This window comes from Streptomyces sp. NPDC059080 (assembly GCF_042739975.1).
In the GTDB taxonomy this organism is placed as follows: domain Bacteria; phylum Actinomycetota; class Actinomycetes; order Streptomycetales; family Streptomycetaceae; genus Streptomyces; species Streptomyces benahoarensis.
In genome coordinates, this window is the sequence record NZ_JBHYGX010000044.1 from 11673 (window position 1) to 30896 (window position 19224).

A 19224-nucleotide genomic window follows, 5' to 3' on the forward strand; every position below is an offset into this window, starting at 1 on the left:
GGCGCGCTGGCCCCCCCGCGCGGGGGCGGGCTTTGTGGGGGGGGGGGGGGGGTGTTCCTGTGGCTCGTATCTGCTTGCTCCTACCCGCGGGGGGCCCCCCCCGGGGCGCGTGGGGGCGGCCCCCCCCCGGGGGGGGGGGGGAGGCCGTCTCCTTGCCGGCTCCCTTCGGCCCTGCCCTCCGCCGTCAGGCGACCGAACCTATCCGCGGCGGGTCCCGGTGAATGGGGGTGTGCGCGCCGGTGAGGGGCGCGCCGGTGCCGCCGCGGCGGTTGGCGACGATCTCGCCGGCGATGGACAGCGCGGTCTCCTCCGGGGTGCGGGCGCCGAGGTCGAGGCCGATCGGTGAGCGCAGCCGGTGGAGCTCCAGCTCCGTCAGCCCGGCGCCGCGCAGCCGCTCCAGGCGGTCGAGGTGGGTGCGGCGGGAACCCATCGCGCCGACGTACGCCACCGGCAGCCGCAGCGCACGCTCCAGCAGCGGGACGTCGAACTTGGCGTCATGGGTGAGGACGCAGAGCACCGCGCGGGCGTCCAGGTCCTGGGAGTCGAGATAGCGGTGCGGCCAGTCGACGACGATCTCGTCGGCGTCGGGGAAGCGCCCCGTGGTGGCGAAGACCGGCCGGGCGTCGCAGACCGTCACGTGGTAGCCGAGGAACTTGCCGACCCGCACCAGCGCGGCGGCGAAGTCGATCGCCCCGAAGACCAGCATCCGCGGCGCGGGCACCGAGCTCTCCACCAGCAGCGTCACCGGCTCCCCGCACCGCGACCCGTCCGCGCCGATCTCGACGGTGGCGGTGCGCCCCGCCTCCAGGAGCGCCCGCGTCTCGGCTGCGGCGGTGCGGTCCAGGTCGCGGTGGCCGCCGAGGGTGCCGGTGACGGTGCCGTCGGGTCGTACCAGCAGGGCGCGGCCCAGGAGCGCGGGCGGACCCTGCACCACGCGGGTGAGGGCCGCCGCCTCCCCGCGGGCGGCGGCGGCCAGCGCCCCGGCGAGCGTGTCGGCGTCCGCCGCCCGCGCCCCGTCCCAGGCGTCCGAGGTGGCGTCCCGGCCGGCAACGCGGACCGGTGTGACGAGGATGTCGATGGTTCCGCCGCAGGTCAGGCCCACGGCGAAGGCGTCCTCGTCGCTGTAGCCGAAGCTTTGGCGGACCGGTTCGCCGCTCTCCAGCGCCTCCTGGCACAGCGCGTAGACCGCGCCCTCCACGCATCCGCCGGAGACCGAGCCGAGGGCCGTGCCGTCGGCGTCGACGGCGAGCGCGGCGCCCGGGTGGCGCGGTGCGCTGCCGTGGGTGGCCACGACGGTGGCCACCGCGAAGTCGCGCCGCTGCTCGACCCACCGGTGCAGTGCGTCGGCGATGTCCAGCATCTCGATTCTCCTCACGAAGGGGGCGGGCGGGGCTGTCCGACGCCGAGCCGGCTTTCTCTCGGGTGGAGGGCGAAGTAGACGACGAAGACCAGGGTCAGCGCCCACAGGAAGCCCCCACCTCACGCCATCTGCCCTGCGCCGCCCGGATGGCGGTGCAGGATACGACACCGGCGCCGACGCCCGCGGTCATGTCGTCAGCGAACGGCATCAGGGCGACCGTGAGGAAGACCGGGACGGATGTCGCGCGGTCGCTCCGGTCGGCATGGACGGCCCCGCTCATCATCATCGCGCCGATGACGACGAGGGCGGCCGACGCGACCTGCGCCGGGACCAGTGGGGTGAGCGGGCGGAGAAGAGGCACGCCGCGAAGAAGAGGACCGGCCAGCCGGAGAGGTTGACGGTGAGCCCGAGGGTGAGCGGGCCGCCCTCGCCCCTGGGGACGGCCCGAGGCGGACGGGCCCGGGACGCGGTGCGGCGCGCGCCCCGGCCCGGTGGCTCAGGTGCCGGTGAGGTGTTCGGGGCGCACCGGCGTCTTGGTCAGCTCCAGACCCGTCGCGTCCCGGATGGCCGCGAGGACGGCCGGGGTGGACGAGAGGGTCGGGGCCTCTCCGATGCCGCGCAGCCCGTACGGCGCGGCCTCGTCGGCGAGTTCGAGGACGTCGACCGGGAGGGTCGGGGTGTCCAGGATGGTGGGGATGAGGTAGTCGGTGAAGGAGGGGTTGCGGACCTTCGCGGTGACCGGGTCGACGAGGATCTCCTCCATCACGGCGACGCCCAGGCCCTGCGTGGTACCGCCCTGGATCTGGCCGACCACCGACAGCGGGTTGAGCGCCTTGCCGACGTCCTGCGCGCAGGCCAGCTCGACGACCTTGACCAGGCCGAGGGCGGTGTCCACCTCGACGACGGCGCGGTGCGCGGCGAACGAGTACTGGACATGGCCGTTGCCCTGGCCGGTGCGCAGATCGAACGGTTCGGTGGGCCGGTGCCGGAACTCCCGCTCCAGATCGATGGCCTCCTCCCCCAGGACGTCCACGAGGTCCGCCAGCGCCTCGCCGCCGTCGGTGACGATCTTGCCGCCCTCCAGCAGGAGTTCGGCCGTCGCCCACGCCGGGTGGTACGTCCCGAACCGCTCCCGGCCCAGCTGGAGGGCCTTCTCCCGCACCGCCTCGCAGGTGTGCTTCACCGCGCCGCCGGTCATGTACGTCTGCCGGGACGCGGAGGTGGAACCGGCCGAGCCGACCTGGGTGTCGGCGGGGTGGATCGTGACCTGCTGGACGCCCAGTTCGGTGCGGGCGATCTGCGCGTGGACGGTGACGCCGCCCTGGCCGACCTCCGCCATCGCGGTGTGCACGGTGACGACCGGTTCGCCGGCGACGGCCTCCAGCCGCACCCGGGCGGTGGAGTAGTCGTCGAACCCTTCGGAGAAGCCGACGTTCTTGATGCCGACGGCGTAGCCGACGCCGCGTACCACGTCCTCGCCGTGGGTGGTGTTGGACAGTCCGCCCGGCAGCGCCCGGATGTCGGGGCCCTCGGTGGTCTCCCACTGCTGCTCCGGCGGCAGCGGCATCGCCTTGACGCGGCGCAGCAGTTCGGCGACGGGCGCCGGGGAGTCGACGGGCTGCCCGGTCGGCATGAGGGTGCCCTGCTCCATGGCGTTGATCCGGCGGAACTCCACCGGGTCCATGCCGAGCGCCTTGGCGACCTTGTCCATCTGCGCCTCGTACGCGAAGCACGCCTGGACGGCGCCGAAGCCGCGCATCGCGCCGCAGGGCGGGTTGTTGGAGTAGAGGGCGAGCGCCTCGATCTCCACGTCGTCGACGGCGTACGGGCCGACGGCGAGGGAGGCGGCGTTGCCGACGACCGCCGGGGAGGAGGAGGCGTAGGCGCCGCCGTCCAGCACGATGCGGCACCGGATGTGGGTGAGCTTGCCGTCCTTGGTGGCGCCGTGCTCGTAGCGCAGCCTGGCGGGGTGGCGGTGGACGTGGCCGAAGAAGGACTCGAAGCGGTTGTAAACGATCTTGACGGGTTTGCCGGTGCGGAGCGCCAGCAGGCAGCCATGGATCTGCATCGACAGGTCCTCGCGGCCCCCGAAGGCGCCGCCGACGCCGGAGAGCGTCAGCCGGACCTTCTCCTCGGGCAGCCCGAGGACGGGGGCGATCTGCCGCCGGTCGGCGTGGAGCCACTGGGTGGCGACGTAGAGGTCCACGCCGCCGTCCTCGGCGGGCACCGCGAGCCCGGACTCCGGGCCGAGGAACGCCTGGTCCTGCATGCCGAAGACGTACTCGCCGGTGATGACGACATCGGCCCGTCCGGCGGCTGCGGAGGCGTCGCCGCGGACGATCGGCTGGCGGTGGACGATGTTCGGGTGCGGGACGTGGGCGGCGAAGGGGGTCCCCCCTGGACCGGAGCTTGCCGGAGGTCCTTGGGGGAGGTCGGTGCGGTGCTCGTGGACGAGCGGGGCGTCCTCGGCGGTGGCGGACGCCTCGTCGGTGACGACCGGCAGCTCCGCGTACTCGACCTTGATCTTGGCGGCGGCGCGGCGGGCGGTCTCCGGGTGGTCGGCGGCGATCAGCGCGACCGGCTCGCCGTGGTGGCGGACCCTGCCGTCCGCGAGGACCGGCGTGTCCTGGACCTCCAGGCCGTAGTGCCTGACCTCGGTGGGCAGGTCGTCGTAGGTGAGGACCGCGTACACGCCGGGGGTGGCCAGCGCCTCGGAGGTGTCGAGGGAGACGATCTCGGCGTGCGCGACGGTGGAGCGCAGGGTGTGGCCCCAGAGCATGTCCTCATGCCACATGTCGGAGGCGTACGCGAACTCGCCGGTGACCTTCAGGATGCCGTCCGGGCGGAGCGTGGAGGCGCCGATGCCGGCCGGGGCGGTGGAGCCCTGGGTGAGGCCGGTGGGGGTGCGGGTGACTCCGGCCATGGTCAGGCCCCCATCTCCGTGGTCGGGGCGGCGGCGCGGGCGGCCGCGAGGCGGACCGCGTCGAGGATCTTCTCGTAGCCGGTGCAGCGGCAGAGGTTGCCGGAGAGCGCCTCGCGGATGTCGGCGTCGGAGGGCTCGGCGGTGCGCTCCAGGAGTTCGTCGGCGGCGACCAGCAGGCCCGGGGTGCAGAAGCCGCACTGGACGGCTCCGGCGTCGATGAACGCCTGCTGGACGGGGGCGAGTGGCGCGTCGGTGCCCGGGGCGGGCTTCGCCTGCCAGCGGCGGGCGGTGTCGGGGTCGGTGCCGCAGGGGCCAGCGGCGCAACCGTGCCCGGCGCGCGCCTCGGCGACGTCCGCCAGCCCCTCGACGGTGACGACCTCGCGGCCCTCGGCCTGTCCGGCGGCGACGAGGCAGGAGCAGACCGGCACACCGTCCAGGCGGACCGTGCAGGAACCGCATTCGCCCTGCTCACAGGCGTTCTTGGAGCCGGGCAGGCCCAGCCGCTCGCGCAGCACGTACAGCAGGCTCTCGCCCTCCCAGACGTCGTCGGCCTGCTGGGGGCGGCCGTTGACGGTGATGTTCACGCGCACGGTGCGTTCCTTTCCTGTCCGCGGTAGGTCTCCCAGGTCCAGCCGAGGGTGCGGCGGGCCATGACGCCGACGGCGTGGCGGCGGTAGGCGGCGCTGCCGCGGACGTCGTCGATGGGGTTGCAGGCTCCGGCGGCGAGCTGCCCGAACTCCCGGGCGACGGACGGCAGGAGCGCCCCGCCCGACTCCCACAGCCCGGCCTCCGCCAGCGCCGCGGCCAGGAACTCCTCGGCGGCGGTGGCGCGGACGGGGGTGGGCGCGGCGGAGCCGATGCCGGTGCGTACGGTGCGGGTGTCCGGGTGCAGGGCCAGGCCGAACGCGCAGACCGCGATGACCATGGCGTTGCGGGTGCCGACCTTGGAGAACTGCTGCGGGCCGGTGGCCCGGGGGATGTGGACGGCGCGGATCAGCTCGTCCGGCTCCAGGGCGTTGCGTTTGACGCCGCGGTAGAAGCCGTCGATCGGGATCATCCGGCGGCCGCGTACCGACTCCGCCTCGACCTCGGCGCCGGACGCCAGCAGCGCGGGGTGGGCGTCGCCCGCCGGGGAGGCGGTGCCGAGGTTGCCGCCGACGCCGCCGCGGTTGCGGATCTGCGGTGAGGCCACGGTGTGCGCGGCGAGCGCCAGCCCGGGCAGCTCGGTCCGCAGCTGCTCCATGATCTTCGTGTACGGCACCGACGCCCCCAGGCGCACGGTCCGCTCCCCGGTCTCCCACTCCGCCAGGTCGCCGATGCGGCCCAGGTCGAGCAGGTACGCGGGGCGGCGGTGGTCGAAGTTGATCTCGACCATCACGTCCGTGCCGCCCGCGAGGGGTACCGCGGAGGGGTGCGCGGCCTTGGCGGCGAGCGCCTCCTCCCAGGTGGCGGGGCGAAGGAAGTCCATCACGGCTCTCTTCCAGAAATGCAGTCCATCACGGCTCTCTTCCAGAAATAGGGGCGAAGGAGGGCAAAGTACGGGAATCTCGCAGAAGACTCTCGCTCGCCACCCGCGGTGGAGGGCCACCGGTCGCGCCGCCGGCGAGCAGTTCATGTCCTGTTCATGCCATCAATGCCATCCATGCCAGTCAACGCGGCGCGGCACCCCGGGGTGCAGTCACCGAAAACATGAAGCGGTTGGCTGGCCACGCGGCATGTCTTGTAGATTCGAACGAAAGGCGGGGTCGGTGCACCCCGCGGTATTCGGCACCACCCCACAGCACAGATCGGCGGGCGAGGTCATGCGGCTCCGCGCACTCCTGGACACGGCATCCCTGGGCCTGAGCCTGCTCGGGGGCGAGGACGAGCTGGAGCGTGCGGTACGCGGCGTCATGACCACCGACCTGCGCGACCCCAGCCGCTACCTCTCCGGCGGCGAACTGGTCCTGACCGGCCTGGCCTGGCGCCGCGAGCCGGGCGACTCCGAGCGCTTCGTCCGCATCCTGGCCACCGAGGGCGTCGCCGGACTGGCGGCGGGCGAAGCGGAGCTGGGCTCCGTCCCCAAGGACCTGGTGCGCGCCTGCGCCCGGCACCGGCTGCCGCTGTTCTCCGTCACCGAGGCCGTCTCGTTCGCCTCCATCACCGAGTACGTCGTCCGGCAGGTCTCCGCCGAACGCGCCGGTGACCTCGCCGCCGTCGTCGACCGCCACCGCCGCCTGATGACCTCCGGCCCGGCGGGCGGCGGCCCGGACGTCGTCCTGGACCTCCTCGGCTCCGACCTCGATCTGCGCGCCTGGGTGCTCTCCCCCACCGGCCGGCGGATCGCCGGTTCCACCCTGACCGGCCGGGGTCCCGAGCTGCCCGACGGGGTCGGCGCGCGGCTCGCCGGTGCCCATCTGGCCGCCTCCCGCGAGGGCCGCCGCGGCCCGTACCGCGTCACCCTCGACGGCACCGCGTACGCGCTCTTCCCCGTACGGCAGGAGGGCCGCGAGGCGCGCGAGACGCTGCTGTCGGACTGGCTGCTGGCCGTCGAGGCGGACATCGCGGACTGGCCCGCCGAGCGACTCGACCTGCTCCAGGGCGTCACCCAGCTGATCGCCGTCGAACGCGAGCGGCGGGACGCCGCGCGCACGGTACGGCGGCGGCTCGCCCAGGAGGTGCTGGAGCTGGTCCAGACGGGCGCCGCGCCCACCGAGATCGCGGCCCGGCTGCGGCTGGCGGCCCCGGTGCTGCTGCCCGGCCCGAGCGCCGCGCCGCACTGGCAGATCGTGGTGGCCCAGGTCGAACGGGACGGCGACGAGGGGCCGGGCGGCGCGGCGGCGCAGGCCCTGCTGGAGGAGGTGCTGGCGGCCCCCGGCGCGTCCGGACCGGAGCCGTCCGACCGGATCGCCGTGGCGCACACCGGCGACGAGGCGGTGGCGCTGATCCCGCTGCCCGCCACCGCCGACGGCGACGGGGAGGGGCTGCGCGCCGCCGCGCTGCTCTCCGCCGTCGGGGAACCGCTCGGCCGCGGGCTGGCCGACGACGGCCGCCTGACGATCGGCGTCAGCGCGCCCGTGCACTCCGCCGAGGGGCTGCGCGGCGCCCTGGAGGAGGCCCGGCACGCCCGCCGGGTGGCCGCCGCCCGCCCCGGCCGGGTCTGCACCGCCGGTCACGAGGAGCTGGCCTCGCACGTCCTGCTGCTGCCGTTCGTCCCCGACGACGTACGGCGGGCGTTCACCGCGCGGCTGCTGGATCCGCTGCGCGACTACGACCGACGCCACCGCGCCGAACTGATCCCCACCCTGGAGGCGTTCCTGGACTGCGACGGGTCGTGGACCCGCTGCGCCGGGCGCCTGCATCTGCACGTCAACACGTTGCGCTACCGCGTGGGCCGCATCGAGCAGTTGACGGGCCGTGACCTCTCCCGCCTGGAGGACAAGCTCGACTTCTTCCTGGCGCTGCGGATGAGCTGAGGCCGGGCGGGCCCGCCGCCACGGCCCGTTGACCCCACGGAATCCGTACCGCCCGGGGCCGGGGCGCGCACCGGGGCGGGACGTGCGAGGGAACCGGCGACGCCGTACGGGGGCGGGCCGCGCAGGGCCGGGGCGCGCAGGGGCGGGCCGCGCGGGGGCCACGGGCGCCGCGCCCGGACCGGCCGTATCCGCCCCGTTCCCACGCTCGCGGCCCGCCGTTCGGGGACCACGACCGGGCGGCGCCACCGCGGCGTGCGCCGGGTGCGCTGGGTGTGCGCCGGGTCCGGCGCCCCGGTGGTCACGGGCCGTTTCCCGGGACCGGAGCAGTTTCGGGCGTTTGTGAAAACATTCACCCGGACCCTTGGCCGCGCCACGGAATCCGTGCTGAGATGCGCCCACGGCTTCGGCCACGGCTTCCATTTCCAGCTCAATGGCGCGCTCGGGAGGGCAAGGTGGCGGATACCGCTATGCCGAAATCCGCGAAACCCGAGGGATCCCCGGACGCCCCGGCGTCCCCCGCATCCCCGCGATCCACGACTTCGGCAGCGGCCCGCCGGGCCCCGGCCCCGCCCCCGGACCCCGCGGCGCGCACGCCCGGCGACGACCCGCTCGACCGCGCCGTGTGGCGGCTGCGCTCCCGTGGCTGCTGGGACGATGCGGCGGCGCTGCTGGAGCCGTACGCCGCCCGCAGCGCACCGGTCGCGCTGCACCGCGCCGCCCTCCTGGTGGAGCGCTGTATGTACACCGCCGCGGGCTGGGCGGCGGCGGAGGACGCGCTGCGCACCGCCGAGGCGCTCGCCTCCGACGACGCGGAGCGCGGCGGCGCGGCCTGCGAACGCGGCCATCTCGCCTACACCGCCACGGTGTTAGGCGTCCGCGACCGCGCCGACGAGGCCCGTTCCGCGCTGGGCCGGGCGGCGGCGCTCCTCGCGCCCGGCGCGCCCGGACGGCCGCTGCTGGACTTCCGGCGCGGGCTGATGTCCGAACATGTCGCGGACAGCCCGGAGTCCGCGCGCGCCGCCTACTGCCGGGCGCACGCGGGCGCCACCGCCGCCGGGGACACTCTGCTGCTCTCCGCCACCTGGCGCCATCTCGCCGGACTCGCCCTGCGGGGCGGGGAGTTGGCGGAGGCGCGGCACGGGTTCGCCGAATCGCTGCGGATCCGGGAAGAGTTGGGCTTCCTGGTCGGCACGGCGCCCGCGCTGGTCGCCCTGGCGGACGCGGCGCCGGACGACGCCGCCCGCCTGCTCACCGAGGCTGCCCGCCTCTTCCGCCTCATGGGCGGCCTCCCCACCTGGCTCACGGGCCGCTTTCCCCGTGCGCTCCTGGACGAGGAGGACGGGAACGGGGGCGAGCCGCCCGTGTGACGGGAGGCGGAAGCGCCCCGCCGGGGCGGGCCCGGCCTCCGGCCCCGGTGCCGCGGCGCACCCGCCCCAGGCGCCCCTGCCCACCGCCCCAAGTGCCGTAACGCCCCCGCCCCATGAGCCACCGCACCCACCCCGTCAACCCCCTGGCGTCGGCCATGCCCGTCCGCGCCGTCATCGGCCGAAAACCTACGGCGGCGGGGCCGGAACGGCCGCCGCGGCGGGCCGTCGCCCCCGCGCTGCCAGGGCACCTCGGCCGCGCCGGGCGGCCACCGCGGGCGGCCCGGAGCCGGGCCGCAGCGCCGAAAATGGCCGCAAGTGACGGTGTCGGCCCGGGACCGGGGCTGGATGCTTGGTCCGGATCCCCGCCCATCGGCAGAGCTTTCAGGAGGCATCCGTGGCAACGGAAGCGCACCGCTCCACCACCTCGCCCGACTGGGGCAAGGCTGATTTCGAGGCGATCTACAACTGCCCGGATCCACGCCGCTACTTCACGACGCTCCAGCCGCTCGACTACCAGATCCCGCACCACGGCCAGGCGGTGTTCCGCGCCGCCACCGACGCCCTGCGCCGCCACCGCGCGGACCGGCCGCCGTTGCGCGTCGTCGACCTGTGCTGCTCGTACGGCATCAACGCCGCCCTCCTCAACCACCATCTGACGCTCACCGACCTCTTCGCCCGCTACACCGCCCCCGGGCCGGACGGCGGGGAGCGGGCGGCGGACGACCGCGCGTACTTCGCCGCCAAGCGCCGGGCCGACGCGGTCCACCTCACCGGAATCGACGCGGCGGACCGGGCCGTCCGCTACGGACGCGAGGCCGGACTGCTGGACGCGGGCTTCGCGGAGAACCTGGAGACCGGGCGGCCCACCGCCGCGCTGCGCGCCGCGCTCGCCGGTACCGATCTGATCACCGTCACCGGCGGCGTCGGCTACATCACGGCCCGCACGTTCGGGCATCTCCTCGACTCCGTGACCGCGCCGCCGTGGGTCGCCGCGTTCGTGCTGCGGACCGTCTCGTACCGCCCAGTGTCCGCCCTGCTGGCGCGCGCCGGGCTGGTGACGGAGAAGCTGCCCGCCCGAACGTTTCGTCAGCGCCGGTTCGCGGACGACGACGAGCAGCGGGCGGCCTTCGCGGCGCTGGCGGAGCACTCCCTGCCGACCACCGGCAAGGAGGCCGACGGCTTCTACCACGCCGATCTGTACCTCTCCCGTCCGGCGGCCGATGCCGCCGCTCTCCCGCTGGAGAAGCTGGTGACCGACTGACCCGCACGCTGTACGGGCGCCCGGCCGGACCATCGGCCGGGCGCCTCAGAACCGCTGGCGGGCGAGCGAGAGATGGGCCCGGACGACGCATTCGGCGCGGTCCGCTTCGCCGGCGGACAGCGCGTCCACCAGCGCCACGTGCTGCGCGGCGTCCGCCTGGAGCTCCGCCGGGCGCGGGCGGGGTCCGCCGGCCGGGCGCCGGGCCCGGCGCAGCAGATCGTCGACGACCGCCACCAGCCGGCGGTTGCCGGTGAGGGACATCAGGGCGTGGTGGAAGGCGCGGTCCGCCTCGGCGTACCCGGCGCGGTCGCCGCGCGCCGCGGCCGCGACCCCGTCGGCGGCCAGCGCCCGCAGCCCCACCCAGCGCTCCGGGCACGGCACCGCGCCCGCCAGCCGGACCACCGCCGGGATCTCCAGCATCGCCCGGACCTCCGCCACCTCGGCGAGGTCGCGGACGCTGTGCTCGACGATCCGGAAGCCGCGGTTGGGCACCACCTCGACGGCGCCCTCGCCCGCGAGTTGCTGCATCGCCTCCCGCACCGGGGTCGCCGAGACGCCGTACCGACCGGCGAGCGCGGGGGCGGAGTAGACCTCCCCCGGCGTCAGCTCCCCGGCGAGCAGCGACTGCCGCAGCGCCGCGAGGATCTGCGCGCGGACGGAGTGCCGCCGCGGCCGGACGAGGGGCGGCACGGGCTCGGGGCGAGGCACGGCGGGCTGCTCGGGGACGGCTCTCCCGGGGGCGGCCTGCTCTCCCCGGTGCACGGCGGGCGCCGCCCGGTCCGTGGCGGGGACGGTCTGATCCGCGACGGGATCGGCTTGGGCGGGCACCCGGGGGCGGGCCGCCGGTCCGTGGTCCGCGCCGGCCGGTTCCGTGGGGGTGCCTTCCATGGGGGTGCCTCCTGACATCCCCCGAACTTTAGGCGGCGACGGCGAAGGTTCCCAGCTCGCGCCCCACGGGTAGGCTTCCGCTAAGGTAAGCCTTACCTGCCAACGATCGCGATTCGGTGGTCACCGCATGCCCCCTGCCCTCGCCACGTCCGCCCCCGCCTCCCCGCTCTCCGGCGCCTACGCCCAGCTGACCGAGGTCTTCCCCTCGCTGCGGGTCACCGAGGCGGACGCTGCCCTGCCGGACGGCGACGGCTGGGTGGGCGCCGCGGCCCTGGCGGCCGGCGGCGAGGGCCTGGACACCTTCCTGACCTGGGACGATGCGCAGATCCAGCGGGACTACGGCACCCGCGCCCGGCCCGACGTCGTGGCCTCCTTCGCGCTGCACCGCTACGCCTGGCCCGCCTGCCTGCTGATCACCCTGCCCTGGTTCCTGCACCGCCGGGTGCCGTCACTGCCCGTCGCCGACGTCGCCTTCCACCGCGAGGAGGGCCGGATGTCGGTACGCGTGCGCTCGTTCGCGTGCCTTCCCGGGGACCCGGCGGCGGAGCTGCCCGGGGCGCGGGTGGTGCCCGACGAGGAGGCGCTGCGCGGGGCGGTGCGGGACGCGGTGGCCGGGCATCTGGGGCCGGTGCTGGACGGTTTCCGCGGCCGGATGCGGCGTGGCCCGCGCGCCCTGTGGGGCATGGCGTCCGACGAGATCGTCGAGGGCCTGTGGTACCTCGGGCATCTACTGGGCGAGGAGCGGCGCGCCGTCGCCGAGCTGGAGCGGCTGCTGCCCGGCGCCACCGCCCCGTACGTCGGCTCCGCCGCGTTCCGCGAGCTGACCGGGCCGGGCGGCGAGGCGCTGCCGACCCGGGACCGCGCGAGCTGCTGCATGGTCTACACGCTGCGCCCCGAGGACACCTGCGTCACCTGCCCCCGCACCTGCGACGCCGACCGCGTCGCCCGGCTGACCGCCACCGTCTGAGCCCGGATCAGCCGACCGGCCGGGCCCGTGCCGTACGCGAGGAACGCCCCGAGCAGCGTCAGCGCGGCCACCGCGAGGACCATGCCGCCCCCCCACGGCGGATGCAGCGGAACGCGACACCACCGCCGCCGAACTCCGCCCGATCCTGTCCTGCTTGACGGACCGCTGCGCCGCGCCGCCGGGGAAAATCCCCGTGAATACGCCGCGGCGCTCCCCCAACTCCCCACGATGTCAAAGAGTTTCGCCTTTCGTACATCATTCGCCGCGCCCTTTCCCGTCCTCGCCGGGAAAGGGCGGCGATTGAGCCGATCGGGTCAGCCCCGCCCCCGATGGCGTGTGGCGAATGCGCGGGACACGTTCAGTGATTAGATGCGGCCGTGGGGTGCGAAGGGGAGCCGGGCCGCCCGCGCCATTCGGAGGACGCAGGGGGCATCACCCCCATTCCGCAACGGCGTTCCCGGGCTTCGGCATCCGCCCGTTCCGCCGCGGCACACGGCCCGATCCGGTACGGAAATCCATCCGTTCCGATGCGAGGAGAGCAAGGTGACCACTCTTCAGATTTCGGTTGTGGTGCCGTGCTTCAACGAGGCCGAGGTCATCGAGAAGTTCCACGCGGCGGTCGTCGCCACCCTCGACCGCACCGGGGAAACCTTCGAGATCTGCTACGTGGACGACGGGAGCGCCGACCGCACCGGAGCGCTGCTGCGCACCCTCGCCGCGGCCGACCCCCGCGTGCGCTACACCTTCTTCAGCCGGAACTTCGGCAAGGAAGCCGCCATGCTCGCGGGGCTGCGCATGGCGCGCGGCCGGGCGGTGGTGCTGATGGACGCCGACCTCCAGCACCCGCCGGAGCTGATCCCGCGGATGGTCGCCCTCCAGCGGCACGGCTACGACCAGGTCGTCCCGCGGCGGGACCGCGCCGGTGACGGACTGGTGCGCACCGCGCTCAGCCGCACCTACTACGCACTGGTGCGCCGCTTCATGGACGTGGAACTGGTCGACGGTGCCGGGGACTTCCGGCTGCTGTCGCGCCGCGCGGTGGACAGCGTCCTGACGCTCCCGGAGAACAACCGCTTCTCGAAAGGGATCTTCTCCTGGATCGGATTCGATACGGTCACCTTCTGGTACCGCAATGCCGAACGCGCCGCCGGATGTTCGAAATGGGGCAGCAGAAGGCTGCTGAATTACGGCATCGACGGCCTCCTCTCGTTCAACAACCGCCCGCTCCGCCTCGCCATCTACGCCGGGCTCTGGGTCTTCCTCTCGGCACTCGCCTACGCCCTGTGGGTCGTCGCGAATGTCGCGCTGAACGGCGCGAACGTGCCGGGTTATGCGACGCTGCTGACCGCCATCGTGGCGCTGAGCGGAATTCAGCTCGTCACCCTCGGGGTCATCGGCGAATACGTGGGCCGCATCTACCACGAGGCGAAACGCCGGCCGCCCTATGTCGTACGCGAGACCGACGCCCTTCCGGCAGCCGGTCCGGTACCCGTGACCGTACCGACGACGGCGACTTCGGCGACGACCGTGCCGGCGACCGCGCAACGGACGGCCACCCGGCAGTTCGCGGTGTTCGTGCTGATCGGCTGCGCCAACACCGCCGTGTATCTCGCCGTCTACGCCGCGCTCAACCGCGTCATCCCCTATCTCGCCGCGCACGTCCTGGGCTACGCGGTCAGCACCGTCGGGTCGTTCCTGCTCAACGCGCGTTTCACCTGCCGGACCCGGCCCACCTGGCGTGGTCTCGCGCGCTATCCGCTGTCGAGCCTCTTCAACCTGGTGGCCTCCGGCGCCCTGCTCTACGTCGCGGTCAGCCGGTTCGGCATGGACCGGAACCTCGCCGCGCTCGCCGCCGGTGTCCTCGTCACCCCCGTCACCTTCCTGCTCGCCCGGTGGGCCATCACCTCGGGCAGCGCGGCGTCCGCTCCCCCGGGCCGGACGGCCGCGCCGGCCGGGCGTCCGGCCGACCGGACCGAAACGGGCTGACCACCTCACGGACCGGCCGCCCGCGCGGGCGGCGACGTCGAAAGGCAGTACCGCCATGGCCGACCGCGCCACCGGCACCACCGTCCCCCGCGAACCGGGCCCGGCGCCGCAGCCGGGGCGGGGGCCCGCCGCGCCGGGGCCCGCCGGCCGGCCCGGCGGCCGCTGGGTGGCGCTCCTCGCCCTCGCACCGCTGACGCTCCTCGCCGCCGCTTCGTGGTCGGGCCGCTGGGTGCGGCCGAGCGGCGACGAGTGGTGCTTCCTGCCCGTGGTGCGCGACGGCGGGATCTCCACGCTGGTCGACACCTTCTACGCCAAGGACAACGGGCGCGTCGTCAACGCCCTGCTGGTCGGGGCGTACGCCACGTTCGACGTACCGGGCCACCAGTGGTTTCCGCTGGTCAGCGGCGTGCTCATGCTGGGGATCCTGTGGGCGGTGACGGCGGCGGCGCTGCGCCGGGCCGCCGTGACGGCGCCCGCCGGGACCGCGCCGCTCGTCGCCGCCGTCGTCACCGCGCTCTTCCTCTTCGCCTCCCGGAACACCTACAAAACGTTCTTCTGGCCCGCCGCGTCGGTGTCGCACACCCTGCCGCCGGTGCTCGCCTGCGCGGCGGCGCTGCCGCTGCTGCGCGCCAGGACCCGCACCGGGCGGCGGCTGGCGCTGGGCACCGTCCTCGTCGCGGGCGTCCTCATGGCGACGCTGTCGGAGGAGACCACCGCCGTCGCCGTGCTGGTGCTGGCCGCGGCCTGGCTGCTGGCCGGACGGATCGCCGGGGAGCGGATGCGGCCCTTTCTGCGGTGCTGGTGCGCGGCGGGCGTCGTCGGCTGTCTGATCGGCGGGGTCCTGCTGTACAGCTCCCCGGGGCTGCGGATCCGCCGCGAGCGGCACGACGCGGGCACCGCGGAGATGGTCGCCCCCGATTCTCTGCTCAGCTCCCTGGAGGGCTTCGCCCACATCCTCGGCATGCTGCTGACGAACTGGCCGTACCTCGCCGCTGTCGCCGTCGGCGTGCTGCTCGCCCTGCTCACCCGGCCCACCGGTGACGGCCCGCCCCGCCCGCCACGCACCGCCGGGGCGCTGGCCGCCGCCGGTGTCGTGGTCTTCCTGCTCTCCGGCTATCTGTGCACGCTGATGGCGTATCCCGTCTTCGGCGTGCATGTGACGTCCTCGACCCGCATCTGGAACGACTTCGTCCTCCTCTACCTGGTGCTGCTCGTCGGCGCGGGCACGCTCCTGGGCCGCGCCGTACGGCGCCGCGCGGCACGGACCGGCCCGCCGCCGGCGGCCGCCGCCGTGGTGTGCGCGAGGGTCTGCGCCGTGGTCTGCGCCGCGGTCTGTGCCGTGGTCTGCGCCGCGCTGCTGGTCTCCGTGGCGCATCTGGACACCGCGATGCGGGCGCGGGCGCAGGCGTGGGAGCGTCAGGACCGGTCGCTGCGGGCCGAGGCGGCCGCCGGTGCGCGGACGGTGCCGTACACCCCGCTGGTCATCGCCCGGATGACGGAGCCGTTCGACAAGCGGGGCACCCCGCGCTGGTCGGCCGCGTGCGTCGCGGACTACTACCGCGTCGACCACATCACCCTCGGAACCCGGCGGCCCTGACGGCCGGTCCGGCGGCGCCGCGGCCGCCCGGGTGAACGCCGCGGCACGCCGGTTTTCGCTTCCGGCCGTGGCGGGACGCTCCCTCCGGCGGCCCGCCCGTACGGGCGACGGCCGTCCAGGCACCCCGGGAGGGCACATGGCTGACGGATCCCGCACGGCCGGACGGCGCCCGCGCCCCGGCCCCCTCGCGGTGACGGCGGTCCTGCTGCTCCTCGCCCTGACGCTGACCGCCCTGCTGACGCCCACGGGACACACCGCCACGGGCGATGCGGCGCAGGCCCGTGGCGGCGACCGGGCCGCGCCCTGCCACCGGACGCTGGTGGGCGTCGCGCACGAGGACGACGATCTGCTCTTCCTCACCCCGCAGATCCAGCAACTGCTGACCGCGCGGTGCCCCGTGCACACCGTCTACCTGACCACCGGCGACGCGGGCCATGCGGCACCGCTCAACGGTTACGTCCTCGACCGCGAGCACGGCGTCCGCGCCGCCTACGCCGAGCTGGCCGGTGCCCGGAACGTCTGGCGGCGCGACGACCTCGCGGTACGGGCGACGCGGATCCCGTCGTTCACGCTCGCCGGACGGCCCGAGGTCCGCCTGACGTTCTTCGGCCTGCCGGACGGCTTCCCCTACGGCGAGGGCAGCGCCACCCACCACCGGCAGAGCCTGCTGAGGCTCTTCCGCGGCGAACTCCGCGTCCTGCACTCCACCGACGGCACCCGCGCCTACACCGACAGCTCCCTCGTCGACGCGCTGTCCGCGCTGGCCGGGAAGGGGGACGCCGACAGCTTCCGGACGCTGGACTTCGACGGCACGCGCTTCGGTGCCCCCGCCGACCGGCTCGCCGACCACAGCGACCACGCCATCGCGGCCCGCTACTTCCGGCGAGCCGCCTTCGCCGTCCAGGACCACCCCGACATCCGCGGCTACCTCGGCTACCCGCTGACCGCCCTGCCCGCCAACCTGACGCCGGAACAGGAGGCACGGAAGACGGCGGCGTTCGACGCGTACCTGCGCGGCGTGACCTGCGTGCCGCTCCGCTGCCCCGCCCCGCGCCCGACGGGCCGGTACCGGGGGTGGCTGCGCCGGGAGTACCCGCGGACGCACCGGGAGCCGCGGGGCGGCGAGATCATGTCGGGCATCGGCGACACGGACCGGAGCGGCCCGGTGGAACGCTGCCTGGACGCGGGCGGCGCCCCGGCCGCCCGGACCCGGCCGTGCGACGGCTCCCCGGGCCAGTCATGGACGTTCGGGCCCGGTGGGCGGCTGCGTCCGGCGGCCGGGCACCTCTGCCTGACGGCCGCCGCCGCGCCGGGCCTCGCGCCGTGCGACGGGCCTCCGGGCCGGACGTGGTGGACCGACGGCCAGGGCCGGATCGGCTCCGGCGACCGCTGCCTGTATCAGGACGACATGGCCCGGCCCGCACCCCGCCTCCGCCTGGCCCCCTGCGCGCCGTACCGCCCGGAACTCCTCTGGCGCCGCTGAACCGCCACCTCTCACACATCGAACACACCTCGGCGTACAGCTACATACGTTCGACGGACACGCCGAAGAGTGCGGGGCCGCTTGCACACCTTGGCGTTCACTTGTCCCGAATCCCGGGGCACGGGCCGCGACTTCCGTCAAGGTGGCGCGCGAAAACGCGTACCACTACCCGAAGGATCCCCGAATGAGAATGACCGACACGGCGCTGGACTGGCTGGTTCCGGGGGCGCTGCTGCTCGCCGGGGTGCTGACCGCCGGGGGTGTCCTGCTGTTCAGCAGGCGGGCGGCGAACCGGTCGTCGTCCAGCGAGGACTCCTGGGAGCGCAGCGAGGAGCGCCGCCGCCGCAAGGAGGCCGTGTACGCCATGGCCTCATATCTGCTGCTGTTCTGCTGCGCGGCGGTGGCCGCGGCGCTGTCCTTCCACGGTCTGGTCGGCTTCGGCAGGCAGAACCTCAACCTCTCCGGCGGCTGGGAATACCTCGTACCGTTCGGGCTCGACGGCGCGGCGATGTTCTGCTCCGTGCTCGCCGTGCGTGAGGCCAGCCACGGTGACGCGGCGCTCGGCTCGCGGCTGCTGGTGTGGACGTTCGCCGGGGCGGCCGCGTGGTTCAACTGGGTGCACGCGCCGCGCGGCCTGGACCACGCGGGTGCGCCGCAGTTCTTCGCCGGGATGTCGCTGTCGGCGGCCGTGCTCTTCGACCGGGCACTGAAGCAGACCCGGCGCGCGGCGCTGCGGGAGCAGGGCCTGGTGCCCCGGCCGCTGCCGCAGATCCGCGTGGTGCGGTGGCTGCGGGCGCCCCGGGAGACGTTCGCCGCCTGGTCGCTGATGCTGCTGGAGGGTGTGCGGTCGCTGGACGAGGCGGTGGACGAGGTCCGGGAAGACCGCCGGGAGAAGGCGCAGCGCCGGATGCGCCGCCGCGATCAGGGTCGGCTCGACCGCGCCCGGATCCGGGCGCTCAACCGGCAGCACCGGTCCTGGGGGCTGCGGCGGGCGGCGCGGCAGCTGCCGGTGGAGCCGTCCGGGACCCCGGCCGAGGCACTGCCGGAGCCCGGTGCGGCGACCGGTGAGCCACAGCCGCTGCCCGTCGGCAAGGCGCAGCAGGCGCCCGCCGGCGAACTGCCGTCGCACGCCCGCCCGGCGCTGAAGGCCGTCAACGGCGCCGAGGCCGACGCGGCCCGGCAGTCCGCCACCGCCCGCCCGCAGACCGTCGATCTGACGGCGGAGGACGACACCCAGACGCTGCCGCGGCTGGACTCCCTGGAGGAGAAACTCGCCGAGATCGAGCGGCAGTTCGGCTGAGGGCCGCGGCGGACCGCGCCGGGCGCCACAGACCCACGAAGACCGGGAAGACGCGCTCAGCGGATGCCCTCAGGCCGGTCCGCCGCCCAGCTCGAACCAGACGCTCTTGCCGAGCGCGTGCGGCCGGACTCCCCAGGCGTCCGCCAGGGAGCGGACGAGTATCAGACCCCGGCCCGAGGTGCCGTCGCCCGTCGGCGGGCGCGGCTCGGGGCGGGTGGATGCGCAGTCCCGCACCTCGACCCGTAGCCGGTCGGTGACCGTCGCGGTGAGCAGCGCGCCGCCGGTGGTGTGCACCAGGGCATTGGTCACCAGCTCGCTGACGAGCAGCGCCGCCGTGTCGCTGAGCCCGGCGGGCGCCGGACCGTCCCAGCGTCGCAGCAACTCCCGTAACGCGCGCCGCACTTCCGCTACCGCCCCCAGATCGGCGGGGCGGATTCTTCGTTCCAGCACTCCTGGTACGCGGGCGACCACCGCGGTGCCCCGGCCCCCCTCGGCCGCCGCACCGTGTCGCTCGCCGTCCTCGCGCCGCACATGCTGACGCATCCTCTCCCCCGCCCCCGGATGTCCCACCGGCTCTCTCGAACAGCCTCACGGAGATGCATGCCCACGGGGAAAGGCGGCATGCTTCGACTTTCAC

Annotated in this window: 14 protein-coding genes and 1 pseudogene; 8 read left to right on the forward strand and 7 right to left on the reverse strand. The window is 74.8% G+C overall.

The genetic code is table 11. The features are described 5' to 3' along the window. Nucleotides 1–184 precede the first annotated feature (184 nt). From ACFWWQ_RS25405 to ACFWWQ_RS25425, 5 genes and pseudogenes are all read right to left on the reverse strand, one after another. Complete coding sequence (locus ACFWWQ_RS25405; protein WP_384600420.1) at nt 185–1360, reverse strand: XdhC family protein; 1176 nt, start codon at nt 1358–1360, stop codon at nt 185–187. An 11-nt stretch (nt 1361–1371) separates the two neighbouring features. Then, nucleotides 1372–1735: pseudogene (locus ACFWWQ_RS25410) on the reverse strand (NCS2 family permease); the annotation flags it as partial. 121 nt (nt 1736–1856) lie between these two features. Continuing rightward, a complete protein-coding gene (locus tag ACFWWQ_RS25415) occupies nt 1857–4283 on the reverse strand; it encodes a xanthine dehydrogenase family protein molybdopterin-binding subunit (RefSeq protein ID WP_384600423.1) in 2427 nt (808 codons plus the stop codon). A gap of 2 nt (nt 4284–4285) precedes the next feature. Then, a complete protein-coding gene (locus tag ACFWWQ_RS25420) occupies nt 4286–4873 on the reverse strand; it encodes a (2Fe-2S)-binding protein (protein WP_384600426.1) in 588 nt (195 codons plus the stop codon). Beyond that, nucleotides 4864–5751, reverse strand: a complete 888-nt coding sequence (locus tag ACFWWQ_RS25425; protein ID WP_384600429.1) for an FAD binding domain-containing protein — start codon at nt 5749–5751, stop codon at nt 4864–4866. The genes ACFWWQ_RS25420 and ACFWWQ_RS25425 overlap by 10 nt, the downstream gene beginning before the upstream one ends. Before the next feature lie 334 nt (nt 5752–6085). Here ACFWWQ_RS25425 and ACFWWQ_RS25430 point away from each other — a divergent pair, with 334 nt between their 5' ends. The 3 genes from ACFWWQ_RS25430 (at nt 6086) to ACFWWQ_RS25440 (ending at nt 10366) form a co-directional block, all read left to right on the forward strand. Beyond that, nucleotides 6086–7738: a PucR family transcriptional regulator gene (locus tag ACFWWQ_RS25430; RefSeq protein WP_384600485.1), complete on the forward strand. Its 1653-nt coding sequence runs from the start codon at nt 6086–6088 to the stop codon at nt 7736–7738. A 452-nt stretch (nt 7739–8190) separates the two neighbouring features. Beyond that, entirely contained in the window at nt 8191–9105 is a 915-nt protein-coding gene (locus ACFWWQ_RS25435) for a hypothetical protein (protein WP_384600432.1), read from the forward strand. 394 nt (nt 9106–9499) lie between these two features. Beyond that, on the forward strand, nt 9500–10366 hold the full coding sequence (locus tag ACFWWQ_RS25440; protein ID WP_384600435.1) for a hypothetical protein: 867 nt from the start codon (nt 9500–9502) through the stop codon (nt 10364–10366). Between the two features lie 45 nt (nt 10367–10411). Here ACFWWQ_RS25440 and ACFWWQ_RS25445 read toward each other — a convergent pair whose 3' ends face one another. Continuing rightward, nucleotides 10412–11254, reverse strand: coding sequence for a GntR family transcriptional regulator (locus ACFWWQ_RS25445; protein WP_384600437.1), 843 nt, complete (start codon nt 11252–11254; stop codon nt 10412–10414). A 127-nt stretch (nt 11255–11381) separates the two neighbouring features. Between ACFWWQ_RS25445 and ACFWWQ_RS25450 the strand changes: the two genes are divergently transcribed. The 5 genes from ACFWWQ_RS25450 (at nt 11382) to ACFWWQ_RS25470 (ending at nt 18587) form a co-directional block, all read left to right on the forward strand. Continuing rightward, nucleotides 11382–12221, forward strand: a complete 840-nt coding sequence (locus tag ACFWWQ_RS25450; protein WP_384600440.1) for a (2Fe-2S)-binding protein — start codon at nt 11382–11384, stop codon at nt 12219–12221. 543 nt (nt 12222–12764) lie between these two features. Continuing rightward, entirely contained in the window at nt 12765–14207 is a 1443-nt protein-coding gene (locus tag ACFWWQ_RS25455; RefSeq protein ID WP_384600442.1) for a glycosyltransferase, read from the forward strand. 55 nt (nt 14208–14262) lie between these two features. Beyond that, nucleotides 14263–15804, forward strand: coding sequence for a DUF6056 family protein (locus tag ACFWWQ_RS25460; protein ID WP_384600445.1), 1542 nt, complete (start codon nt 14263–14265; stop codon nt 15802–15804). Between the two features lie 136 nt (nt 15805–15940). Beyond that, the gene (locus ACFWWQ_RS25465) at nt 15941–17287 is read left to right on the forward strand and encodes a ricin-type beta-trefoil lectin domain protein (RefSeq protein ID WP_384600448.1); all 1347 of its coding nucleotides are present in this window, start codon (nt 15941–15943) and stop codon (nt 17285–17287) included. 184 nt (nt 17288–17471) lie between these two features. Then, nucleotides 17472–18587 (forward strand): DUF2637 domain-containing protein, encoded by a 1116-nt coding sequence (locus tag ACFWWQ_RS25470; RefSeq protein ID WP_384600451.1) that lies wholly within the window; start codon nt 17472–17474, stop codon nt 18585–18587. Nucleotides 18588–18656: 69 nt separating this feature from the next. Here the strand turns inward: ACFWWQ_RS25470 and ACFWWQ_RS25475 are convergent, their stop codons facing one another. After that, nucleotides 18657–19130, reverse strand: a complete 474-nt coding sequence (locus ACFWWQ_RS25475) for an ATP-binding protein (RefSeq protein ID WP_384600453.1) — start codon at nt 19128–19130, stop codon at nt 18657–18659. Between the last annotated feature and the right edge of the window lie 94 nt (nt 19131–19224).